The following is a 22,332-nucleotide window of genomic DNA, read 5'->3' on the forward strand; positions in this document are numbered from 1 at the left end:
ATGATGCGCATAGCGATCGCTGGTGGCGGCCTCGGCGGGCTGACCCTGGCCCGGATCCTGCACCGACACGGCATCGATGCGGTGGTGTACGAGCGCGAGGCCAGCCGATCCGCCCGATCGCAGGGCGGCTCACTCGACCTGCACCCGGAGTCCGGGCAACACGCCCTGGCGGAAGCGGGCCTCACCGGCCGATTCCGATCTGAAGCGCGACCCGAGGGCGAGGAACTTCGCATCCTCGACCCGGCCGGCCGGACCCTCCTGCACCACAAGCCGCAACCCGGCTCGTTCTCCGGACGACCCGAGATCGACCGGAGCGCACTGCGTGATCTTCTGCTCGATTCACTCCCCAGCGACACGGTCGCGTGGGGGCACCGCCTCGTCGCGGCGACACCGCGACCCGACGGGGGCTTCCGGCTGGAATTTCATGGCGGCCACCGAGCAGACTGCGAGATCCTCATCGGCGCGGACGGCGCACGGTCAATAGTCCGGTCGCTGCTGACCGACGCGAAACTGACCTACGTGGCCACCTTGGCGGAGCTGAGCATCAGCGACGTCGACCGGCGCCACCCGGACCTCGCCGAGCTGGTCGGTCCCGGGAACCTGTGGTGCGTCGGCGTAAGCCAGATCCTGGCGGCGCAACGCAGCGGCGACGGCAGCCTGCGAGTCGCGGCGTCCTTACGCGAGGACGACCGCCACATCGGTAGTAAGCGTGCTCTGCTGGACATGTTCGACGGCTGGGATCCAAGCCTCACCGCACTGATCGAAGCCGGCGACAGCGCGGCGACGCCGCGCCGGATCGAGGCCATGCCGATCGGTACACGCTGGGCCAGCCAGCTGGGCGTCACCTTGATCGGCGACGCCGCGCACCTCATGCCGCCGGTCGGCGAGGGCGCCAACCAGGCCATGCTTGACGCCGCGGAACTCGCCCGCGAACTGGTCGCCAACCCCGCCGACCCGCACTCAGCGATCCGGGCGTACGAACACGAAATGTTCACCAGGACCCGTCCGATCGCCGAAATATCCGCACGAGTCCACGCGATGATGCTGTCCCCAACCGCAGCGGAAGACATCATCCGCTTCTTCACAGCTCGGCCCGCCGAGCCGGCACCCGCGGGCTGATAACGCGCCGGACAGCCAACCCCCTGTCCACATCCGTGTCTCCGCCTCCATGGCAGGATCGTTCTTTCGACCTCGGGGGACCTGCTTAGTACTCCAACGTCATTTTGGTTCGGCGTTGGGCGTGGCGTGCGCATGAGGACGGCCACCGCGTTGATCATCGATGGTTTGTGAAGACAAACGAAGATCATGCGGTGGCCGCGTGCCACAGCGTAGACCCCGACCGGTGGCGGGTCATCCTGGACGAGGCGGTGGCGCGTGTCGCCGGCAGGTTCGCCCGGGCGGAACCGCGTGCGACCGCCGGGCAGTTCGTGGAAGGGTTGCTCTCGGGTCTGGAACGCAAAACCTGCTGGTCCCTCGCGGAGCGGGCTGGTCACGCCGATCCGCAGGCGATGCAACGGCTGCTGCGCACGGCGGTGTGGGACGCCGACGCCGTCCGCGACGACGTACGCGCCTGGCTGGTCGAGCGGCTCGGCCACCCCGACGGGGTGCTCGTCGTCGACGAGACCGGGTTCCTGAAGAAGGGCGGGTGTTCGGTCGGGGTGCAGCGGCAGTACACCGGCACCGCCGGCCGGGTGGAGAACGCCCAGGTCGGGGTGTTCCTGGCCTACGTCACCGGGCACGGGCGGGCGATGATCGACCGCAGGCTCTACCTACCGCAGACGACCTGGTGCCAACAGCCGCAGCGTCTCGTCGCCGCCGGCGTTCCCGACGAAGTCGGGTTCGCCACGAAACCGGCCCTGGCCCGGCAGATGATCGCCGCCGCACTGGACGCCGACGTCCCGGTCGGGTGGGTGACCGGCGACGAGGTCTACGGCGCTGACCCCGGCCTACGCGCCGACCTGGAACATCGCAGGATCGGCTACGTCCTGGCAGTCGGCTGCGACCGACGCGTGCACGTCAACGACGGCCGCACCCTGATCCGTGTCGACGACCTCGCCGACGGGATCCCCACCACCAGCTGGCAGCCGCACAGCTGCGGGCCTGGAGCGAAAGGCCCCCGCGACTACCTATGGGCGTGGATCACCACCGCCACCACACCCGGTGAGCACCGGTGGCTACTCATCCGCCGCAACCACACCACCGCAGAGCTGGCCTACTACCTGTGCTGGTCACCCCGCCCGGCGCCACTACACACCCTCGTCAGGGCGGCCGGCTCCCGCTGGAGCATCGAGGAGCTGTTCCAGACCGGCAAAGGCCAGGTCGGCCTGGACCACTACCAGGTCCGCGGCTGGACCGGCTGGCAGCGGTTCGTCACCCTCGCCATGCTCGCACTGGCCGTCCTGACCATCCTCGCCGCGCAACAGCCCTGCCCCGAGCCCGAGACCATCGCGCTGACCGTCGCCGAGATCCGCCGACTCCTCAACACCTTCGTCCTCGCCATACCGCTACTCCCAGCGCACACCCTGCACTGGTCGATCTGGCGGCGAACATCCCAAGCCCGAGCCCGCCGGTCCCACTACCAGCGCAGACTCGCTCACCACATCAGCCCAAAGATCAAGTGACGTTGGAGTATTAGGAGACAGCCTGGTGAAGGCCGACCACTACGACAGTTTCGCCGAGCGCTACTCCGTGGATAACGAATCCAACCTGATCAACGGCTACTACGAGCGGCCCGCGATGATCGGACTTGCCGGGGATGTGAACGGTCGACGAATCCTCGATGCCGGCTGCGGTTCAGGTCCCTTGTCCGCGGCTCTTCGCGAGCGAGGGGCCATCGTGACCGGCTTCGACTCCAGCCCGGCGATGGTCGAGCTGGCCGAACGGCGGCTGGGCAAGGACGCCACGCTGCTGGTGGCCGACCTCAGCGAACCGCTTCCCTTCGCCGACGGTGCGTTCGACGACGTCGTGGTGTCCCTGGTCCTGCACTACCTGCGGGACTGGACTGCGCCCCTGGCTGAGCTGCGACGAGTCCTGAGGCCAGGCGGCCGCCTCCTCCTGTCCGTGAACCACCCGATCGTCTACGAGGCAGTGCACCCGGACTCCGACTACTTCGCCCTCGCGCGCTGGTCGGACGAGCACACGTTCGACGGGCACAGCACGGAGCTGACCTACTGGCACCGGCCGTTGCACGCAATGACGGATGCGTTCACCGACGCGGGCTTCCGCCTCTCGGTCATCAGCGAACCCCCATCTCTCCCGAGACTCCGCGCGAGCTCCTGCCTCCACACCTCGGGGACCGCACGTCGTTCCTCTGCTTCATCTTCTTCGTCCTCGAAGCGCACTGAGCCCGGGGCCAGGCTGCCGCCGCCCGCCCTCCGCATGTGCACTGGCCGCCTGTCATCGGCAGCTTCGAGCGTCAGGCCGGCGGCGTCGAGCCACGCTGTGTGACGCGCGGATCGCGGCAACTGAGTTCACCGAGGCTGGAGCAGCCCACGTTTGGCCATATGGGCTCGCAACGTTTCGGCATCCTCGGCGGACATCAGGCGGCGGGGGATCACGGTCGCCGGCATCCGGCCGACGTACACGATCCAGAACTCAGGGGTGTCCCTTACCTGGTCGACCCCGTCCCAGGCGATGCCGCCGGACTCCGAGCCGCTGCGCATCATGATGTTCTCGTCGGTGATGTCGTAGGCGCCCTCGACAGCGTAGCGACTGGAGCGGCGCCGGGCGCGCAACCGCACCCACGGCGAGTACAGCATCGACAGCAGCCCACCCACGACCATCGTCATACACAGCGGCGAGATCTGCTCGCCCCACGCGAACCCCCGCGAGACGGCGAAACCGATCGCCCCGACCGCCGCCAGCACCGCGCCGACATAACCGTACCTACGCAGCCGAACACTGCTCAAGGCAGCGGCCACGCGCCCTGGGTAGGCGGGATCGGCTGGGACGTCAAAACGAATGTGCACGCCAGAACGATAGTGCCCCCACCCGCTGGCGGGCAGCGCCTGACTCGCGCCGTCGGCCAGCGGCAGTCGCTTGGCGACGTCCAGCCGTACCTCGCCGTTGGGCTGGACGTGCTGCCAGAACAGCGGAGTCAGGCCGCGGCGGTCGGCAGGCTTCTTGGTTGCACGGGGGTCGGTAGCGACTCCAGGGTCCACGCCTGACGGGTGCGAAAGCGTCTAGGGTCGGCGTCATGACGCGAGCGGAGACTCTGGTGCGGCAGGGTGCCGATTTCATCGTGGACGACGCCACGGAGACGCGGTATCAGCTGGCCTCTGTGAGCAAGCAGTTCACCGCGGCTGCCGCGCTCTTGCTCGTAGAGGACGGCATGCTGGTCCTCGACGATCCCGTGGGCCGTTGGATCGACGGCTGCCCGCAGGAGTGGCGAGACATCACGCTGCACCACCTGCTCACCCACACCTCCGGCCTCGGTCACTGGGACGACTATCCCATGATCGACCTAGCTCAGCGGGTTGAGCCCGGCGAACTGCTGAAGACCTTCCACTGCGTTCCACTCCGATACCCGCCGGGCGAGGGCTGGAGCTACAGCAGCCCGGCGTACGTGCTGCTGGCGCACGTCGTCGAACGGGCCGCCGATACGCCGTACCGGGTCTTCTTGGCAGACCGCATCTTTGATCACCTCGGTTTGACCAGGACGTTCGCGGGCGCGCCCGGCGCGCGGCCGAACCTGGCGCGCGGCCACGACGCTGAGGGCCAGCCATTGCCGACCTGCGAATTGGACGTGGTAGGCATGGGGGCCGGAGACGTATGGTCGACGGCCAAGGACGTATTGGCCTGGCTCGATGCCCTCCAGGGCGGCCACCTGCTGAGCGAACCGTACCGCACGCTGATGCTGACCGAACGGGCGCGGACCGGCAAGGGCCCTGTCGAAAGCGGTTACGGCTACGGCGTCTTCGTTGGTGAGCTCAACGGCCGGCGGTCGTGGCACCACAGCGGCCACAACGCAGGCTTCAAGGCGTTCGCCGCCAACATTCCGGAACTGGATCGCCGCATCGTGGTCCTCAGCAACACCGAGGCGACGGATGCCAGCACCGTGGTGCCTCTACTCGCATAGATCAGGCACTTCGAACCACCAGCGGCCGTCCTGATCCGGAAGACCTCGCCGAAGCCAGCGGCCGATATCCACTCATCGACGGATCCGGATACCCGGACCGCCGAGCAGCATGCCGACGACGCCGCAGGCCGAGACTGCATCGCCCGCGATCCCGCGGGTGCGACACACCCATGGTCTTCTGCCGCACCGTCACCCCGGTCAGGCGCGGCGGCGCCAGGCCCGCCACCAGCCCCGGCGGCCTCGCGTCCGCGGCGGCTGTGGCGGCGGTGCGGAGCCCGTCTCCGCCCGGGACCGGTCCCGGGCGGCGCGCCACTGCCGGACCACCTCGTCGGCGTTGGCGGGCCGAACGACGATCCGCGGACCGGTCGGGTTGCGCAGCCAGGCGAGGACCTGTGCGTTGAGTTCGCCCACGTACGCCCGCACGGCCTGCTCGGTGGACAGGTCCCGCACCTCGTCGGGGATCCGCTCGATCCGACGGCGCAGTTGCAGCGGGGTCGGCAGCAGCAGGTCGGTGGGCAGCGCCTCACGTTCCAGGAAGCTCTTGATCCACCACGACTCGTCGTAGGGCATGTTCTGTCCCGGGAGCGGCTTGCCCATGCCGGGCAGGTTGTCGAACTCGCCGCGCTCCTGGGCGGTGCGGATCTGCGCCTCGGCCGCCGCTTCCCACCTGTCGGTCACCGTCGCCACCTCCCGCACCCACCGTAACCTCTTCCCATCCCGGGGTAGCGCCGCGTCGGCGGCGGGCATTCCCGGTGGGAACGCAGGTCCAGGCGCCAGGGGGTCGACCAGCTGTCGCCCCGCTGCCGCGCGTCCGGGTCAATGGGCCGCTCCGCCGACCTCCACCAGGAGCACACCGCCCATGATGAGCGCGATGCCCGCCGCCATCAGCCAGGTGAAGGGCTCCTCGAACAGGACGTGGCTGGCGACGGCGGTCAGCGCCACGCCTGCGGCGGCCCAGATGCCGTAGGCGACACCGATCCCCAGCCCCTGCCCGAGGGCGAGGGTCAGCAGGATGAACGCGAGGGCGTAGCCGCTGAGCACGACGGCGTACCAGCGCTTGCAGCCGGTTGTCGCGGCGCGTAACGCGAGGGCGGCACTGACCTCGGCGAGAATCGCGCCGGTCAGGAAGATCCACCGCATCACGCTTTCCCCGTTCCGGTGGCGGCGTGCTGAGATCCGAGTTCGACGACCAGCACGCCGAACATGATCAGAGCAAGGCCGATGATCATGACGATGGTCAGGGTCTCGCCGTAGATGACCGCCGCGAGCACCGCGGTGGCGGCGACGCCCAGTGCCCCCCAGACGCCGTAGGCGACTCCCAGCGGCATCCCGGTGCGCAGCACGAGGGAGAGCAGGATGAACGACGCGACGTAACCCGTGCCGACCAGGGCGTACCAGCCTGGTCGGTCGAGTGCCGCCTTGAGCGAGAGCGACCCGGTGACCTCGCTGCCGATCGCGCCGGCAAGGAACAGCCACTTCTTCATGTCAGTGCCCGAGGAGTCGGTCGGCGACCACGCGGACGCGGGCGCGTTCGTCGGGAGAGAGAGGGAACGTCCCGGTCGCGTCGGCGAACCAGGCGCCGTCGGCGATGAGGCGCACGCTGGTCAGCCGGCCGCGCATCGCCGACGGCAGGGCGTCGGGGATCTCCAGCCACGGGCCGAGGCGTTCGGCCCACCGTGCGGTCAGCCGGTCCCGCAACCGGGGATCGGTCAGCATCACCAGGTCGGCCACGTCGAACGTGCCCGACAGCGACCAGTCGAGGTACGAGCGCAACCGGTCCTGGGGGGATGCCTCGGACAGCGGCACGTGAAGGCGGCCGGTCAGCTCCCGTTCCCACCCGTCGACCACCTCGTCGACGAGGGCAACCATGAGGGCCTCCTTGGTGCGGAAGTGGTACATCAGCCGCGGCGGTTCAGGCCGGGGCGTGGCGCGGGATCGCCGGCGCCCGCCGGACGTGGCGGTGCCCGTCACGGGGGAACGGCGCGCGGGCCGGCAGGACCTCCTGGAACAGGTAGCCGGTCTTCTCCGCCACCCGACACGAGGCCAGGTTGTCCACCTGGTGCAGCAGCTCCAGGCAGGTCAGCCCGGCCGCGGCGAACCGGGCGAACGCCCAGCCGGTGACCGTCTCCACCGCCCGGGGCGCGACGCCGCGCCCGCGCGCCCAGGCGGCCGTCCAGTAGCCCACCTCGGCGTGTTCGCGGCCGGGCAGGACGTTCTTGAGCACCACCGTGGCGACGAGCCGGTCGGCGGCGGCGGGTTGCGGCTCCAGCACCGCGAAGCTGAACCGGCTGCCGGCGGCCCAGCCCTGCCGGCTGCGGGTCACCCACCGCCGAGCGCCGTCGACGTCGTCGACGGGATGGCTCACCCAGCGGCGCAGCTCCGGGTCGCGGTAGACCTCGATCAGCTCGGCGATGTCGGCGTCGCACCACGGGCGGAGCGCCAGTTCGGGACGGTGGGCGGTCGCGGGTGCCCGCAGCAGGACCGGCATCCCCGTAGTGTCGCCCATCATGTGGGCGGGTGCTGCCCCTGTCGTGCCGCGAACCCGTCGAGGGGTCGGAGTGGACGGTGCGGCAGCAGGGCGCCCGTCCCACCTGCCGCTGAGCGCGCCGGAGCCAGCCCCTGCCGATCCATCGGCGGTGCGGGCCCCGGGCGGGGCGTAGGCTCGGCCGCGAACTCGAACGGGAAAAACGGGGGTGGATCGTGGTCGATGCGACGGCGGTGCTGGGGATCGCGCTGGTGGCGTTGGGACTGGTGCTGACCCCCGGCCCGAACATGGTCTACCTGGTGTCCCGGTCGGTGACGCAGAGCCGCCGCGCCGGGCTGGTGTCGCTGGCCGGGGTGGCGGTCGGGTTCGGCGTCTACCTGGCGGCCGCGGTCGCCGGCATCGCGACGGTGTTCGTGCTGGTGCCCACCCTGTACACGGTGGTGAAGCTGGCCGGGGCGGGGTACCTGCTGTGGCTGGCCTGGCAGGCGGTGCGCCCCGGTGGTCGGTCGGCGTTCGCGCCGGCGCCGTTGCCGCCGGACCGGCCGCGGCGGCTGTTCACGATGGGCCTGGTCACGAACCTGCTCAACCCGAAGATCGCGATCCTGTACGTGTCGCTGCTGCCGCAGTTCGTGGACCCGGCGCGGGGGCACGTGGCGGGGCAGAGCCTGCTGCTGGGCGGCGTCCAGATCGTCATCGCGCTGACGGTGAACGCGCTGATCGTGCTGACCGCCGGATCGGTCGCGTCGTTCCTGGCCGGCCGTCCGGCCTGGCTGCGGGTGCAGCGGTACCTGATGGGAACGGTGCTGGCGGCCCTGGCCGTGCGCATCGCGGCGGACCGGTCCCGGGCCGCCGCGGCCACGGTCTGACGGCCCGTCGCGCTGGTCAGCCGGCGGCGTCGCGGTGGCGGCGGACGAGGCCCTCGGCCAACGGCGCGCCGTCGAGGTCACCGGCGGCGACCCGACCGGCGACGGTACGCCGCACGAGGCGGTCGGCGAGCGCGGGCGCGTGTCGGGCCAGGGCCAGTTCGAGGCGGCCCCGGGTGGTGGTGGCCACGTCCCGGGGGGCGCGGCGGGCGGTGGCGGCCCGCAGGATCGCCGCGACGACGCCTTCGACGGTTTCCAGCCGGGACACCCCCCGCAGGGACAGGCCGGCACGGGCGGTGCTGTCGTGGATGGGTGAGGCCACCATGCTGGGGTAGACGACGCTGACCCCGACGTGGGTGCCGACCTCCAGCCGCAGCGCGTCGGCGTACGCGACGAGGGCCCGCTTGCTGACCCCGTACGCGGCTGCGAGGGGCAACGGCAGGACCGCCATCCGGCTGGCCACGAAGATCACCCGGCCGTGGGCGTCGACGAGGGCGGGCAGGGCGGCGGCGGTGGTCCGCCACGCGGCGAGCAGGTTAACCTCGATCTGCTGGCGCACGGTGTCGTCGGGTGCCAGTTCGGCGGGGGCGGGTCCGCCGACACCGGCGTTGTTGACGAGCAGGTCGAGGCCGCCGAGCCGGCCGACGGCGGCACCCACGACGGCGGTCGTGGCGTCCGGGTCGGTCAGGTCGGCGCCGAGCACCGGCACTCCGGCGGTGGTGCCGGGGTGCAGGTCGAGGCCGACGACGTGGGCGCCGGCGGCGGCCAGGGTCGCGCACAGCTCGCGTCCGAAGGTGCCCCGGGCACCGGTGACGACGACCCGGCGGCCGGTCAGGGCGCTCATCGCGCCGCCCGGCGGACGCCGGCGACCAGTTCCCGGCGCAGGTCGGCCAGGTACGCGTCGAAGTCGACCCGCATCGCCGGCCGCCGCTGGCCCCACCGGGCGGTGGCGGCGCGCAGCTCGGCCCGGCAGGCGGCGCGCTGGCGGTCCGCGTCGGGCAGGGCGTACCGGCCCGCCAGGTGCGCGGCGACGAGCCGGGCCTGCGCCTCGACCAGGGGAAACGCGGCGCCGGTGGACTGCATCAGCCCGACGAACGCCAGGCCGGGGGCGTCGAGGTGGAACACGTGCCGGTACAGCGGGAGGGTGTCGGGGCCGACGCCGAGCAGCGCCGGGTCGAGGAAGTCGACGGCGACCCGGTAGCCGGTGCACCACACGACGAGGTCGACCTCGTCGATGCGGCCGTCGGTGAACTCGACCCGGTCGCCGTGGAACACGGCGATGCCGGGGCGGGCCTCGACGGCGCCGTGGGTGAGCCGGGACAGCAGCGCGTCGGAGAGGGTGGGGTGGTCCTGGAGGAAACCGTGGGCGGGGGCGGGCAGGCCGTAGCGGGGCGGTGGGCCGACGGTGGCGGCGAGCATGGCCTGGCTGATCCGCTGGCGCAGCCGCCAGGGCAGCCGGCGCGCCAGCGCCCCGTTGAGGGTGTCCGACGGGCGGCCGAGCAGGTACTTGGGCACCACCCACACCCCGCGGCGCAGGGACAGCAGGGTGCGCCGGGCAGCGTGGGAGGCGTCCACGGCGATGTCCATGGCGGAGTTGCCGCCGCCGACGACCAGGACGCGCCGGCCGGTGAGCTGCTCGGGGCCCCGGTAGTCGTGGCTGTGCAGCTGTTCGGCGGCGCAGTCGCCGGGGTAGCCGGGCGCGGGCGGGCGGGGCACCCGGTTGTGGCCGTTGGCGACGACGACCGCCTCCACGTCGACCTCGACGGGGCCGTCCGGGCCGGTGGCCCGGACGGCCCAGCGGCCGTCGGCGCCGGGGGCGACGCGAGTGACGGTGTGCCGCAGCGCGACGGCGTCGAGCAGTCCGAAGCGTCGCGCGTAGTCGTGCAGGTAGCCGGCGATCCGGGTGTGGTCGGGGTAGTCGGGCCAGTGGGCCGGCATGGGGTGGTCGGCGAACTGGGTGCGGGTCTTGCTGGTGTTCAGGTGCAGGGTGCGGTATGCGGGCGAGTCGGGGGCCCCGTACACCCACAGGCCGCCGACGGTGTCGGCGGCCTCGTAGGCCACGGCGGGGACGCCGGCGTCGGCGAGGGCCTTGAGGGTGGCCAGGCCGGCGGCGCCGGCGCCGACGACCGCGACCCGTGGCGGTGCCCCCATGCGGTCCCCTCCCGACGGTTAATCCAACGTCTGTCGGATAATGCGTGGGTCAGGGCCCGCTCGTCAAGCCGGTCGGGCCGTACAGGGCGACGAGCAGCCGGCGCAGGAACGCCCGGAACTCCCGCCGCTCCCGCGCCGGCGACCCCCCGGGGCTGGCCAGCGCCACCACGTGCGCGTGCACCGCCCACACCAGGCTACGCACCGTGACGTGCGGGGTCGGCTCGACCAGCGCCCCGCCGGCCGCGACGGCGGCCAGCAACTCCTCCACCAGGTCGTACAGGGGAGCGGCGTAGCGCTGGTCCAGTTCGGCGTGCCGGTTCGGCTCCAGCCAGCGGCGCAGCCACAGCGCGGTGGTCTCCGGGCGGGCCTCCAGGAAGTCGACGAACACGTCGAGCATGTCGTGCAGGGCGCGCAGCGCCTGCTGCGGCCCGGCGTCGCGGGCGCGCGCCGCCGCGGCCTCCAGCACCGCCCGCTCGGCGGCGAACACCCGGGCGAAGCAGGCGTCGTAGAGCTGCGCCTTCGTACCGGTGTGGTGGGAGACCGTGGCCACGTCGACGCCGGCGGCGGCGGCGACCTCCCGCAGCCCGACGGCGTCGAAGCCGCGGGCGGCGAACAGCGCGGTGGCGGCGGTGAGCACCACCTCGCGGGTGTCACGGGTCTCGGAGCGCCGGGGCCGGCCCGGTCGCCGTCGTGGCATGGTCACGGCCGCCATTGTCCCCCTACAATCCAGCAACCGTTGGATTTGGGGGCGGCGTGCCGCCGAAGGGACGCAGAGCTATGACCGGGCTCGACACCCGCGACCGCGCACCGGGCACCCACCTGCCGCGCGGGCCGCTGCTCGGCTTCGCCACCGGCTCGCTCGGCATGGGCGTCTGGGTCACCGTACCCGGTTTGCTGCTGCTGTACTTCCTCACCGACGTCCTCGCCGTGCCGCCGTGGCTGGCCGGCCTGGCGCTGCTGGCGCCGAAGGTCGCCGACGTGCTGCTGCACCCCTGGGTGGGGCACCGCTGCGACGTGCAGCAGGCCCGCCGCGGCGACCGGCGGCGCCTACTGCTGGTCGGCTGCCTGCTGCCGGCGGCGTTCGCCGCGCTGTTCGCCGTTCCCGGCGGGCTCACCGGCGCGCCGGCGGCCGGCTGGGTGGCGGTGTGCTTCGTCGCCGGGAACCTGCTCTTCGCCGCCTACCAGGTGCCCTATCTGGCCACCCCGGCGGACCTGCGGATCGGCTATCACGAACGGACCCGGCTGATGGCGTTCCGGATGGTGGTGCTCACCGCCGGGATCCTGGTCGCCGGCCTGCTGGCACCGGTGCTGACCGGCGGGGACACCGCGACGCGGGCCGGCTACCAGCGGATGGGACTGCTGCTGGGCGCGGGCACCCTCGCGGCGATGCTGGTCGGGATGGCGGGCATCGGCCGGCTGCGCCGGGCCGCCGGGACCTCGGGCGAGGGCCACACCCCGGGCGGGTGGCCGGCGCTGCTGGCGGCGCTGCGCGACGGGCAGTTCCGCTGGCTGGTGATCGCGTACCTGGCGATGTCGACCACCACGCACCTGGTGCTCGCCGGGGTGCCGTACTACGCCGAGTACGAGCTGGGCCGCCCCGCGCTGACCACCGTGCTCGTCGCGGCGTTCGTCGCCCCGGCGCTGCTGGTCACCCCCGGCTGGCTGGCGGTGGCCCGCCGGGTCGGCAAGCAGCGGGCACTGCTGGCCGCGCAGGGCGGGTTCGCCGCCGGGTCGCTGGTGCTCGCCGTGGGCCGACCGGCGGGCCTGCCGGTGCTGGTCGCGGCGGTGGCGGTGCTCGGGGTGTCGTTCGCCGGGATGCAGCTGCTGCCGTTCGCGATGGTGCCCGACGTCATCCGCGCCGCCGGTGCCACCGGCGCGGGCACCTACACCGGGGTGTGGACGGCCACCGAGGCCACCGGCGCGGCGCTGGGCCCGTACGCGTACGCGCTGTGCCTGGCCGGCGGCGGGTTCGTCGCCTCGGCCGGCGGCGACCAGGTCGCCCAGCCGGACGCGGCGCTCGCGGCGATCCGGTACGGCTTCGGGCTGCTGCCGGCCGCGCTGATGCTCGCCGCGGTGCTGGCACAGCGCCGCTACACCCTCGACGGCGCGGCCCGAGCCGCCGGCTGACCAGCCCGCCCGGCACGGGTGTCGACCCGGCCCCCGGCGCCGCACGCACCGGCGGGCCGGCGCCGGACGAACGGGCGGGCGGCCCGGGACCGGCGGTGCGCGACGCGGGGCCGGGCCGGCGGCGTCGCTAGACTTCCGCCTCGATGGACGCCCAGCCCTCCCCCACCGAGACCCGTTCCTGCGCGCACTGCGGCCGGGACGTGCCACAGCGGGCCGGCGCGGGCCGGCCGTTCCGCTACTGCCGGGACAACGACGGCGCCTGCCAGCGGGCCTCACGCAACAACCGGATGCGGCACCGCAACGCCCCCGGCCTGCCCGGGCAGGTCGCCCGCACCTGGGAGGCCGTGGACCGGCTCGACCAGGTGGTGGAGACCCTCACCGAGGCGCTGCACGCGGAGCTGTCCCCGGCCGGGGTGGAGCGGCAGCTGGCGCAGCTACGCGCCGAGACCGCCGCCGAGCTGGCCCAGGCACACACCGAACGCGACGAGGCCCGCCGCGACGCCGAGGACGCGGCGGCGGGCTCCGCCCGGGCCCGCCAGGAGGCCCACACGGCCGCAGCCGAGGCCGACGCGGCCCGCGAGCGGGCCGAACGTGCCGAGGCCGACGCCGTCCAGGCCCGGGAGCGGGCCGACGCCGCCGAGGCGGCCCGGGACTGCGCGCGCCGCGACAACGGGGCGGCGCAGGCGCTGCGGGTGCAGGCCGAACGGGACCGCGACGCCGCCCGGCACGAGCTGCGTACGGTGACCGGCGAACGGGACACCGAACGGCGGCGGGCCGCCGACCTGACCGCCGAGCGCGACGCCGCCGCCGCCGACGCCCGCCGCGCCGCCGACACGGCGGACGAGGCACGGCGGCGGGCCGGGCAGGCCGACGCCGACGCCGAGCGGGCCCGCGCCGACGCGCGGCGCTCCGCAGAGGGGGCCGAGGCGGCGCGCGTCGAGGCCGCGCGGGCCCGCGAGGAGGCCGACCGGCGGCGCGCCGACGCCGGCGAGGCCCGCCGCGCCGCCGAGCAGGCGCAGACCGAGGCGACGGCGTGCCGGCAGGAGGCGGCGGCGTTGTCGGCACGGCTGGCCGAGGCCGAGGCGGCCCGCGACGCCGTCGCCGCCCAGCTCGCCGCGGCCCGGGAGACGGCGGCTGCCGGGCAGGGCCGCCTCGGTGAGCTGGAGGCCCGCCTCGGCGCGGCCGAGGCCGACCGGGACGCCGCGCAGCGACGCTCGGCGCAGCTCGTCGACCAGGTCAGCGACCTGGCCGCCGCGCTGGCCCGGTTGGGCGCCGCACCGCGCTGACGTGCCCGACCGGGGCCTGCCAGCACCGCTGGACCGGCAGGCCGAGGCCGTCGTCGGCGACCGCGGCGGTCAGGTACAGCCACCAGGACCGCCCGCATGCCGCAGAAGCGGAACCGCTCCCACATGGTGAGGAAACAGGGTGGCCAGGGCGCGGGGGTGGCGCGTCACGGGGCATCGACACCTCCGCGCGGCTGGGGTTGGGTAACATCCCCGTAGACCGCCGAAACACTCCCACCGACTCGACCCGGCCGGGGCGACCCCGCCGGGTACATGTCCTGTCCGGCTACCCTTGCAGGGCGACGGCCGGGTGGGCGGGTTCCGGCCCGCCAGGGCGGGCGGGGAATGGCCCGGCCGGCACGGACCGTTACACGAGAAGACAGCACCACGAGCGAGGGGAAGTCGATCATGGGCGAGCGCATGCTGCGCGGAAGCCGTCTGGGCGCGGTCAGCTACGAATCCGACCGCAACACGGAGCTCGCGCCGCGTCAGACCCGCGAGTACCTCTGCGCCAAGGGCCACCAGTTCGAGGTGCCGTTCGCCGTGGACGCGGAGGTCCCCACCACCTGGGAGTGCAAGTTCGACGGCAGCGTCGCCCGGCTGGTCGACGGCAGCGAGCCGGAGCAGAAGAAGGCCAAGCCGCCGCGCACCCACTGGGACATGCTGCTGGAACGCCGTTCCATCGCCGAGCTGGAGGACATCCTCGCCGAGCGGCTGCAGGAGGTCCGCACCCGCCGCGGCCGCGCCTGACCGTTGAACACAGCCGAAACGCCCCGGAAGAGATCTTCCGGGGCGTTTCGGCTGTTTCGTCGACCGCTCAACGGCCGGGTTCGACGATCTCCCCCTCGATGGCCCTGCCACCGTCGACCACGCTCGGCTCGGCCGGGCCGGCCGGCGACTGACCGGGCGGGGTGGGCTGGGCCGCGCGGCGCACCCGCACCACCCGCGGCCCGAACAGGTCACCGGCCACCATCGACGACACCCGCCGCTCCGTGGCCCGCCGCACCCCGGCCCGGGTCAGCCGCCGCACCGGCGGCACCAGCAGCAACGCCCCCACCACGCCCGTGACCAGGCCCGGCACCGCCAACAGCAGCGCCCCCAACAACCCGACCAGCCCGTCGGTGACCTGCGGGCCCGGCGGTTGACCGGCCTGCGCCGCCGCCCGGAAACCCCGCCACGCCCGCATGCCCTCCCGCCGCAACAACACCAGCCCCAGCAGCGACGCCGCGAACACCAGCAGCACCGCCGACCCGAACCCGACCAGCCGGCCCACCCCGACGAACACCGCCAGCTCCGCCGCCACCGCCAGCAGCGCCGCCACCGGCACAAATCTCAGTCCTCGGCGCATCTCACCCCATCGGCCGTCCCGACATCCCGCCCGTCCAAGCATGACACGCCGCCGCTCACGGCCACCGCACCTGACCATCGCGGGTGCCGTGCACCCCACGCCGCCACGCCGCCCGCCGGTCCTGCACCGCCCACACGCTGATCCGCCACAACGCCTCCGCGACGATCAACGGGCTCATCTTGCTCGCCCCCCGCTCCCGCTCGGCGAACGTGATCGGCACCTCCACGATCCGTGCGCCCGCCCGATGCGCCAGCCGCGACAACTCCACCTGGAACGAGTATCCCTGCGAACACACCGACCCCAGATCCACCGCGTCCAAGGCCGCCAACCGGTACACCCGGTACCCGCCGGTCGCGTCGGCCACCGGCATCCCCAACGCCAGGCGCGCGTACAGGTTCCCGCAACGCGACAGCAGCAGCCGCCGCAGCGGCCAGTCCACCACCCTCGCGCCCCGGCACCAACGCGAACCGATCACCACGTCGGCGTTCCCGGCGGCGGCCAGCAGCCGCGGCAGGTCCTCCGGGGCGTGCGAACCGTCGGCGTCCATCTCCACCACCGCGTCGTAACCGCGCTCCCGGGCCCACCCGAACCCCGCCAGGTAGGCGGCGCCGAGGCCCTGCTTACCCGGCCGGTGCAGCACCCGCACCCGCCCGTCGGTGGCGGCGAGCGCGTCGGCGATCGTCCCCGTGCCGTCGGGACTGTTGTCGTCGGCGATCAACACGTCCACGTCCGGGGCGGCGGCGCGGACCCGCGCCACGATCGGGGACACGTTGTCAGCCTCGTTGTAGGTGGGGATGACCACCAGCACCCGCCCCAGCCCCGGCCGCCGCACACCCGCCGCTCCGCTCACCGTTCCTCCGCCCCCGCCGACGCGCCGCCGACGTGTCGCTACCGGGCGACCGCCGACCGCCGCCGACGCAGCCACACCGCCCCGGCCAGAGCGGCCACCGCCGCGGCGGACAGTGCCGCCTCCGGCCACACCCCGACCCGGGTGGCCAGGGTGCGCCCGTCACCGAGGCGCAACTGGCGCAGCACCACGGCGCGGGTGTTGAACCCGGTGGCGTCGGATACCCGCCCGTCCGGGGCGACGAACCCGGACACCCCGACCGTGGAGGCCATCAACGACGCACGGCCGTGCTCCACCGCCCGCAACCGCACCATCGCCAACTGCTGACGGGCCTCGGCGACGTCGAACGTGGCGTTGTTGGTCTGCACCACCAGCAACTGCGCCCCACCGGTGACGGTGTCCCGGACCAGCCCGTCGTAGGCCACCTCGAAGCAGATCACGTCACCCAGCACAGCCGGGCCGGCGTCGACCACCCCGGCACGGTCACCGGCCACCATGTCGCTGCGGACCCGGTCGACCTCCTTGCTGACCATCCGCGCCACATCCCGCAGCGGCACGTACTCGGCGAACGGCACCGGATGCCGCTTCGTGTACATCTGCTCCAGGTCCGGGCCGCTGCCCGGCCGCCACAGGATCCCCGCGTTGCGGCTCTGCCCCGCACCGGGGCCCACCAGCACCGCCCCCACCAGGATCGGCGCCCGCACCGTGTCGGCGGCCTCGCTGATCCGCTGCCCCGCCCCCGGGCTGCGCAACGGATCGATGTCGCTGGCGTTCTCCGGCCACACCACCAGGTCCGGCTGCGGACGCTGCCCCGCCGCGACCTGCGCGGCCAGGTCGAGGGTCGCCTGCACGTGGTTGTTCAACACCGCCTGCCGCTGGGCGTTGAAGTCCAGGCCCAGCCGCGGCACGTTGCCCTGCACCACCGCCACGGTCACCGCGCCGCCACCCCCGGCGACCCCCACCGGCACCAGCAGCCCCACCGCGAGCACCCCGGCCGCGCCCCACACCAGACCCGCCCCCACCCACCGCGACCGCGCCGCCGCGCCCCGCCATGCCGCCGCCACCAGCAGACCACCGGCCACGGCGACGGCGAACGTCACCAGCGGCGCCCCACCCACCGCGGCCAACCGCAACGCCGGGGACTCGTCCTGACTGAACGCCAACCGGCCCCACGGGAACCCCCCGAACGGGGCCCGCGACCGCAGCGCCTCCTGCCCCACCCACAGCACCCCGGTCAGCGCCGGCCACGACCACCGCCACCGGTCCACCAGCGGCGACGCGTACGCCGCGGCCCCACCCAGCACCGCCACATACCCGGCCTGCAACAGCGACAACAACAGCCACGGCAGGTGACCGGTGTGCAGGTTCGTCCACGACAGCAGCGGACCGAACAACGCCACACCCGCCACGAAACCCAACCCCACGCCGGCCCGCACCCGACGGCGGTGCACCGCCGCGCCCAGCAACGCCACCCCCACCGACGCGGCCGGCCACCACCCGTACGGGGGGAACGCCACCAGCATCGCCAACCCGGCGGCCACCGCCAACGGCAACGCCACCCGCAACGGCAACGGCCCCCCAGGACCGGCCTGCACCCCGGCCGCCGGACCCGACGGGCTCTGCGCGACAGCCGTCACCGGCACCTCACCTGCGATCACACCGCCGAAGGCTACCCGTCCCACCGCCGCAGCACCGCCCACCCGGGGCGGAACGGAAATCGGGGCGCGGCAACTGCCGCGCCCCGATGCTCCCAGGCCCTTCCCGGCCGGTGGGGCAAGAATCAGGCACGCCGACCTTCGGACCGACCCGACGGAAGACTGGCTGCCCCCGCCTGGCCGTTGTCTACTGGCCGTGCACCTCACCCTGCCCATACACCGGTAACCGCGGCCGGTTCGCGCCGCCCCGCCGACCCCCGCCCGCTGGACCTGGCCGCCGCGACTCGAAAGTCACTCGGCCAGCGGACGAAGGGACGAAGCGAACAACAGCCGCTTCCCGTAGTAGGACTCAAAGACGGTACGTGCTGCACCCCAGGCCCTGTCAACCCACCACCGGCCTGTCGCGCCGTTCACCACGGCGTGTCGCGTCGGCGTGTCTCAATCCGTGCCGAGGTGCCGGCGCAACAACGCCACCGCCGCCACCGGATGGTCCCCCGCCAACAGCCCACCCGCGGCCAGCACATAGTCCGTGTCCACCACCGGCCGGGCATCCCGCGGCACCGGCCAGCCACCCGCATGGTCACCCAACACCGCCCCCAACACCGCCCCCGACACCACCGGCGCGACGTGACGCAACACACCCCCCGAACCCACCAACAGCCGCACGTCCCGCAGATCCCGCCCCCCACGCTCCCCCGTCGCCCCACCCCGGGCATGCCGCCGCACCGCCACCGTCGCCGCCAACCCGGCGAACCGCGCATCCACCTCCCGCTCCACGTCACCCGCCGGCAGGAACCCCGGATCCGCCGCCCGCACCTGCGCCGCCGCCGCCAACCCGGCCTCCTCGCCACCGCCGACCAGCCGCTCCTCCACCGCCGCCCGCACCACCCCCGGGGCGCTCCACCGCATCCCCAGATCCCCCTCCACCGTCCGGGCCCGCCACAGCGTCCCCGCCACCTCCCGACCCGGACCGTCGGCCCGCTCGTCCGGCGTCAACACCGAATACACGTCCGTGGTCGCCCCACCCACGTCCACCACCACCAGATCACCACCGACCGAGTCGGCGAGGACCTCCACCCCCGTCAGCACCGCGTCCGGAGTGGCCGCCCGCACCAACCGGGCAAACCGCGACCCCCGCGACAACCGCTTCCCACCGATGACGTGCCGCAGGAACACCTCCCGGATCGCCGCCCGCGCCGACGCCGGCGCCAACACCCCGATCCGCGGCAGCACGTTGTCCGCCACCGTCACCGGCACCCCCGCGCCCACCAGCAGCGCACCCAACCCGTCCCGCACCTGCACGTTGCCGGCCAACACCACCGGCACCCGCCACCGCGCCCGCGCCAGCCGGGTCGCGTTGTGCGTCAACACCTCAGCGTCACCGCCGTCGGTGCCCCCGACCAGCAACACCACGTCCGGACGGGCCGCCCGCAACGCCGCCAACCCCGCCGCACCCAACCGGCCGGCGGCCACGTGCACCACGTTCGCCCCCGCCGACAACCCCACCCGCCGACCCGCCTGCGCCGTCACCAGCGGCTCGTAGCCGACCACCGCCAGCCGCAACCCACCACCGGCCGACGAACACACGTACCACGGCGCGTCACCCACCGCGAGGCCCGCCGTCGCCGCCGCCACCGCCGCGTCCAGGCCACGCAGCACGTCACTGCCCACCGTCGTCGGCGCCGACCCCGCCGCCACCAGCCGACCGGAGTCCAGATCCACCACCGCGGCCTTCGTGTACGTCGACCCGACGTCGGCGCAGACCGCGACCCTCACGCCGACGCGGGCACGACCACCGTGCCGGTCGCCGTGACCGCCACCACCGGCGGATCGAGGACCTCCGCCGCCGACTCCGACCGGTCCGGACGACCCCGACACACCACCCGCGCCTCGAAGTCGATCGTGCGGCTACGCGTCCCCACCCGGGTCACCGTCGCCGTCACCTCCAGCACGTCCCCCGCCCGCATCGGCGCCCGGAACTGCACATCCGAATACGACGCGAACAACCCCTCGTCACCGTCGGTACGGATACACACCTCCGTCGCCACATCACCGAACAACCCCAACGCGTACGCCCCGTCCACCAGACTCCCCGCGTAGTGCGCATGCGAGTACGGCACATACCGCCGATGCATCACCGTCAGACCGACCCGAGAATCACTCATGCCTTCGCCTTCTTGCTCGTCACCAACGCGTGCACCAGATAGGAAGCCACCTCACCCGGCGTGGTCCCCCGCCCGAAAATCCGATCAACGCCCAACTCGCCCGTCATCGACTCGTCGAACCGCGGCCCACCCACGATCAACAACGGACGCCGGCCCGCCGGCATCGCCTCCCGGAACGCCGCCGACATCTCCCGCGTGTTGTGCAGATGCGCGTCCCGCTGCGTCACCACCTGCGACACCAGCACCGCATCGGCCCGCTCCACCCGCGCCGCCTCCACCAACTCCGGCACACTCACCTGAGCCCCCAGGTTCGACACCTTCAACTCCCGGTAGTACTCCAGGCCCTTCTCCCCGGCGATGCCCTTCACGTTCAGGATCGCGTCGATGCCCACCGTGTGGGCGTCCGTGCCGATACACGCCCCCACCACCGACAACTTCCGCCGCAACCGCTGCTTCACCAGCGCGTTGACCTCCTTGGCCGACAGCAGCGGAAAGTCCCGCTCCACCACCCGCACCGCCGCCAGGTCCACCAGGTGGTTCACCCGCCCATACACCACGAAGAACGTGAACCCGTCACTCATCGGCTTCGCGTGCACCAACATCGCCGGGTCGATGCCCATCTTGTTCGCCAACTGCACCGCCGCGCCCTCGGCCCGCTTGTCATGCGGCACCGGCAACGTGAACGACACCTGCACCATCCCGTCACCGGTGGTGTCCCCGTACGGCCGCACGATCTGCTTCTCCGTCATGCCGGCTGCTCCAGGATCTCCGTCGCCGGGTTGTAGTAGTCACCCTCGTGCGCCGCCACCCCCGACAGGCCCTTACCCCGATCCGCCGGCCGCTTCATGATCCCGAACGTCCCCTCGGCGATCGCCGACAACAACGACTGCTCACCGATACGCTCCAACAGCTCCACCGCCTCACTCAGCACCCGGTTCGCCCGCTGCTGGATGAACCCACCCGGCGCCGGAACGAAATCCTCCCGCAACCCACCCGCCGCACCCAACACGTACCGCACGTTCTGCAAAGCGATGTCCCGATCCGACAGCCACGGCGTCACCACCGCCTCCGTCATCATCCCCACCAGCAGGATCCCCTGCCCCGTCATCGTCCCCACCAGATTGAAGAACCCGTCGAGCAGATTCCCCCGGAACACATCCCCCGTCATGTGCTTCGTCGGCGGCATCCACTTCAACGGCGCATCCGGGAACAACTCCCGCGCCAACAACGCATGCGCCAGCTCGAGCCGGAACGACTCCGGCACATCCGGATTGATCTCGAACGCGTGCCCCAACCCCAACTGCCAGTCCGCCAACCCCGCCTCATGCGCGAAGTACTCGTTCAACAACTGCGACACCGTCACCGTGTGCGCCTCGTCCACCGCATCCGCAGTGGTCAGATAGTTGTCCTCACCCGTGTTGATGATGATCCCCGCCCGCGCGTGCACCTGCCGCGAGAACCGCTGGTCCACGAACGTCCGCACCGGATTGATGTCCCGGAACAAAATCCCGTACATCGAATCGTTCAACATCATGTCCAGACGTTCCAACCCCGCCAGAGTCGCCATCTCCGGCATACACAAACCCGACGCGTAGTTCGTCAACCGCACATACCGGCCCAACTCCCTCGACGACTCGTCCAAGGCAGCCCGCATCAACCGGAAGTTCTCCTGCGTCGCGTACGTCCCCGCGAACCCCTCCCGCGTCGCACCCTCCGGCACGTAGTCCAACAACGACTGCCCCGTCGACCGGATCACCGCGATCACGTCCGCACCCGCCCGCGCCGCCGCCTGCGCCTGCGGAATGTCCTCATAGATGTCACCCGTCGCCACGATCAGGTAGATCCACGGCCGCTGCGCCGGATCCCCGTACCGCCGCACCAGCCGGTCCCGCTCCGCCCGCCGCCGGTCGATCCGCCGCACCCCCGCCGCCACCGCCCGCCGCGCGGCCCGCCGCGCCGCCGTAGCCGACCTCCCCACCGGCTGGCCGAACCGCACCGACCCGGCGGCAGCCTTCTGCGCCAACAACGTCACATCGCTGATCTGCTCCCGGACCAGGGCATCGAACACCGGCACCGCCACCCCGTGCCCCAACCCCACATCAGCGACCACCGCATCCACCAGACGGTTCACCCACGGAATACCGTCCGGATCCGCACCAGTCACCCCGGCCAACCGCAGCACCGCCCGCTCCACCGACACCGTCGTATGACCACGGGCCATCTCCACCACCGGCCGCCCAGCCCGACGCGCCAACTCCCGCGCCCGCGCCACCAGCACCGGATCCAGACCAAGCTTCCCCGTCACACCGCCCCCCACCACACTCGGCGACG

The 22,332-nt window shown here is 72.9% G+C and carries 24 protein-coding genes; 8 read left to right on the forward strand and 16 right to left on the reverse strand.

All coding sequences use genetic code 11. From position 1 onward, the window contains the following. Positions 1 to 3: 3 nt before the first annotated feature. From OOK41_RS19020 to OOK41_RS19030, 3 genes are all read left to right on the forward strand, one after another. Positions 4 to 1,119, forward strand: coding sequence for an NAD(P)/FAD-dependent oxidoreductase (locus OOK41_RS19020; protein ID WP_266266149.1), 1,116 nt, complete (start codon positions 4 to 6; stop codon positions 1,117 to 1,119). A 248-nt stretch (positions 1,120 to 1,367) separates the two neighbouring features. Next, positions 1,368 to 2,621 carry an IS701 family transposase gene (locus tag OOK41_RS19025; RefSeq protein ID WP_266267818.1) on the forward strand — a complete coding sequence of 418 codons (1,254 nt, stop codon included), beginning with the start codon at positions 1,368 to 1,370 and terminating at the stop codon, positions 2,619 to 2,621. 25 nt (positions 2,622 to 2,646) lie between these two features. Beyond that, the gene (locus OOK41_RS19030) at positions 2,647 to 3,447 is read left to right on the forward strand and encodes a class I SAM-dependent methyltransferase (RefSeq protein WP_266266151.1); all 801 of its coding nucleotides are present in this window, start codon (positions 2,647 to 2,649) and stop codon (positions 3,445 to 3,447) included. Between the two features lie 23 nt (positions 3,448 to 3,470). On the opposite strand, the gene OOK41_RS19035 is transcribed toward OOK41_RS19030, so the two are convergent. Continuing rightward, positions 3,471 to 3,968 (reverse strand): YcxB family protein, encoded by a 498-nt coding sequence (locus OOK41_RS19035; protein ID WP_266267889.1) that lies wholly within the window; start codon positions 3,966 to 3,968, stop codon positions 3,471 to 3,473. A 272-nt stretch (positions 3,969 to 4,240) separates the two neighbouring features. On the opposite strand from OOK41_RS19035, the gene OOK41_RS19040 reads away from it, so the two are divergent. Then, positions 4,241 to 5,077 (forward strand): serine hydrolase domain-containing protein, encoded by an 837-nt coding sequence (locus tag OOK41_RS19040; RefSeq protein WP_323136265.1) that lies wholly within the window; start codon positions 4,241 to 4,243, stop codon positions 5,075 to 5,077. A gap of 198 nt (positions 5,078 to 5,275) precedes the next feature. Here the strand turns inward: OOK41_RS19040 and OOK41_RS19045 are convergent, their stop codons facing one another. From OOK41_RS19045 to OOK41_RS19065, 5 genes are all read right to left on the reverse strand, one after another. Then, positions 5,276 to 5,755 (reverse strand): DUF1992 domain-containing protein, encoded by a 480-nt coding sequence (locus OOK41_RS19045; protein ID WP_266266153.1) that lies wholly within the window; start codon positions 5,753 to 5,755, stop codon positions 5,276 to 5,278. A 138-nt stretch (positions 5,756 to 5,893) separates the two neighbouring features. Continuing rightward, positions 5,894 to 6,217 carry a multidrug efflux SMR transporter gene (locus OOK41_RS19050; RefSeq protein WP_266266154.1) on the reverse strand — a complete coding sequence of 108 codons (324 nt, stop codon included), beginning with the start codon at positions 6,215 to 6,217 and terminating at the stop codon, positions 5,894 to 5,896. Next, complete coding sequence (locus OOK41_RS19055; protein WP_266266155.1) at positions 6,217 to 6,561, reverse strand: multidrug efflux SMR transporter; 345 nt, start codon at positions 6,559 to 6,561, stop codon at positions 6,217 to 6,219. The genes OOK41_RS19050 and OOK41_RS19055 overlap by 1 nt, the downstream gene beginning before the upstream one ends. 1 nt (position 6,562) lies before the next feature. After that, positions 6,563 to 6,946: a TetR/AcrR family transcriptional regulator gene (locus OOK41_RS19060; RefSeq protein WP_266266156.1), complete on the reverse strand. Its 384-nt coding sequence runs from the start codon at positions 6,944 to 6,946 to the stop codon at positions 6,563 to 6,565. A 43-nt stretch (positions 6,947 to 6,989) separates the two neighbouring features. Then, positions 6,990 to 7,565: a GNAT family N-acetyltransferase gene (locus OOK41_RS19065; protein ID WP_266266157.1), complete on the reverse strand. Its 576-nt coding sequence runs from the start codon at positions 7,563 to 7,565 to the stop codon at positions 6,990 to 6,992. Positions 7,566 to 7,777: 212 nt separating this feature from the next. On the opposite strand from OOK41_RS19065, the gene OOK41_RS19070 reads away from it, so the two are divergent. Then, a complete protein-coding gene (locus OOK41_RS19070; protein WP_266266158.1) occupies positions 7,778 to 8,428 on the forward strand; it encodes a LysE family translocator in 651 nt (216 codons plus the stop codon). 16 nt (positions 8,429 to 8,444) lie between these two features. Here the strand turns inward: OOK41_RS19070 and OOK41_RS19075 are convergent, their stop codons facing one another. From OOK41_RS19075 to OOK41_RS19085, 3 genes are read right to left on the reverse strand one after another with little or no spacing between them, the layout of a single operon-like run. Beyond that, positions 8,445 to 9,269 (reverse strand): SDR family oxidoreductase, encoded by an 825-nt coding sequence (locus OOK41_RS19075; RefSeq protein WP_266266159.1) that lies wholly within the window; start codon positions 9,267 to 9,269, stop codon positions 8,445 to 8,447. Beyond that, positions 9,266 to 10,576, reverse strand: coding sequence for an NAD(P)/FAD-dependent oxidoreductase (locus OOK41_RS19080; protein ID WP_266266160.1), 1,311 nt, complete (start codon positions 10,574 to 10,576; stop codon positions 9,266 to 9,268). Before OOK41_RS19080 ends, OOK41_RS19075 begins: the two co-directional genes overlap by 4 nt. A 49-nt stretch (positions 10,577 to 10,625) precedes the next feature. Continuing rightward, the gene (locus OOK41_RS19085; protein ID WP_266267891.1) at positions 10,626 to 11,273 is read right to left on the reverse strand and encodes a TetR family transcriptional regulator; all 648 of its coding nucleotides are present in this window, start codon (positions 11,271 to 11,273) and stop codon (positions 10,626 to 10,628) included. 80 nt (positions 11,274 to 11,353) lie between these two features. Between OOK41_RS19085 and OOK41_RS19090 the strand changes: the two genes are divergently transcribed. From OOK41_RS19090 to OOK41_RS19100, 3 genes are all read left to right on the forward strand, one after another. Beyond that, positions 11,354 to 12,703: an MFS transporter gene (locus OOK41_RS19090; RefSeq protein ID WP_266266161.1), complete on the forward strand. Its 1,350-nt coding sequence runs from the start codon at positions 11,354 to 11,356 to the stop codon at positions 12,701 to 12,703. Positions 12,704 to 12,846: 143 nt separating this feature from the next. Then, a complete protein-coding gene (locus tag OOK41_RS19095; RefSeq protein WP_266266162.1) occupies positions 12,847 to 13,989 on the forward strand; it encodes a hypothetical protein in 1,143 nt (380 codons plus the stop codon). A 405-nt stretch (positions 13,990 to 14,394) separates the two neighbouring features. Beyond that, complete coding sequence (locus OOK41_RS19100; RefSeq protein ID WP_046564157.1) at positions 14,395 to 14,736, forward strand: RNA polymerase-binding protein RbpA; 342 nt, start codon at positions 14,395 to 14,397, stop codon at positions 14,734 to 14,736. Between the two features lie 67 nt (positions 14,737 to 14,803). Here OOK41_RS19100 and OOK41_RS19105 read toward each other — a convergent pair whose 3' ends face one another. The 7 genes from OOK41_RS19105 to OOK41_RS19135 all read right to left on the reverse strand — a co-directional run bounded on the left by OOK41_RS19105 (position 14,804) and on the right by OOK41_RS19135 (position 22,306). Beyond that, a complete protein-coding gene (locus OOK41_RS19105; RefSeq protein WP_266266163.1) occupies positions 14,804 to 15,334 on the reverse strand; it encodes an FxsA family protein in 531 nt (176 codons plus the stop codon). A 55-nt stretch (positions 15,335 to 15,389) separates the two neighbouring features. Continuing rightward, positions 15,390 to 16,184: a polyprenol monophosphomannose synthase gene (locus OOK41_RS19110; protein ID WP_165878202.1), complete on the reverse strand. Its 795-nt coding sequence runs from the start codon at positions 16,182 to 16,184 to the stop codon at positions 15,390 to 15,392. Positions 16,185 to 16,222: 38 nt separating this feature from the next. After that, positions 16,223 to 17,776 (reverse strand): apolipoprotein N-acyltransferase, encoded by a 1,554-nt coding sequence (gene lnt / locus OOK41_RS19115; RefSeq protein WP_266267893.1) that lies wholly within the window; start codon positions 17,774 to 17,776, stop codon positions 16,223 to 16,225. Between the two features lie 498 nt (positions 17,777 to 18,274). Further along, entirely contained in the window at positions 18,275 to 19,612 is a 1,338-nt protein-coding gene (locus tag OOK41_RS19120) for a glutamate mutase L (RefSeq protein ID WP_266266164.1), read from the reverse strand. Next, positions 19,609 to 20,001 (reverse strand): hotdog domain-containing protein, encoded by a 393-nt coding sequence (locus OOK41_RS19125; RefSeq protein ID WP_117670530.1) that lies wholly within the window; start codon positions 19,999 to 20,001, stop codon positions 19,609 to 19,611. Before OOK41_RS19125 ends, OOK41_RS19120 begins: the two co-directional genes overlap by 4 nt. Further along, positions 19,998 to 20,750 carry an OAM dimerization domain-containing protein gene (locus tag OOK41_RS19130; RefSeq protein ID WP_117670532.1) on the reverse strand — a complete coding sequence of 251 codons (753 nt, stop codon included), beginning with the start codon at positions 20,748 to 20,750 and terminating at the stop codon, positions 19,998 to 20,000. Before OOK41_RS19130 ends, OOK41_RS19125 begins: the two co-directional genes overlap by 4 nt. Next, positions 20,747 to 22,306 carry a lysine 5,6-aminomutase subunit alpha gene (locus tag OOK41_RS19135; RefSeq protein WP_117670668.1) on the reverse strand — a complete coding sequence of 520 codons (1,560 nt, stop codon included), beginning with the start codon at positions 22,304 to 22,306 and terminating at the stop codon, positions 20,747 to 20,749. Before OOK41_RS19135 ends, OOK41_RS19130 begins: the two co-directional genes overlap by 4 nt. Between the last annotated feature and the right edge of the window lie 26 nt (positions 22,307 to 22,332).

Source organism: Micromonospora sp. NBC_01655 (assembly GCF_026339755.1).
Lineage (GTDB): Bacteria > Actinomycetota > Actinomycetes > Mycobacteriales > Micromonosporaceae > Micromonospora.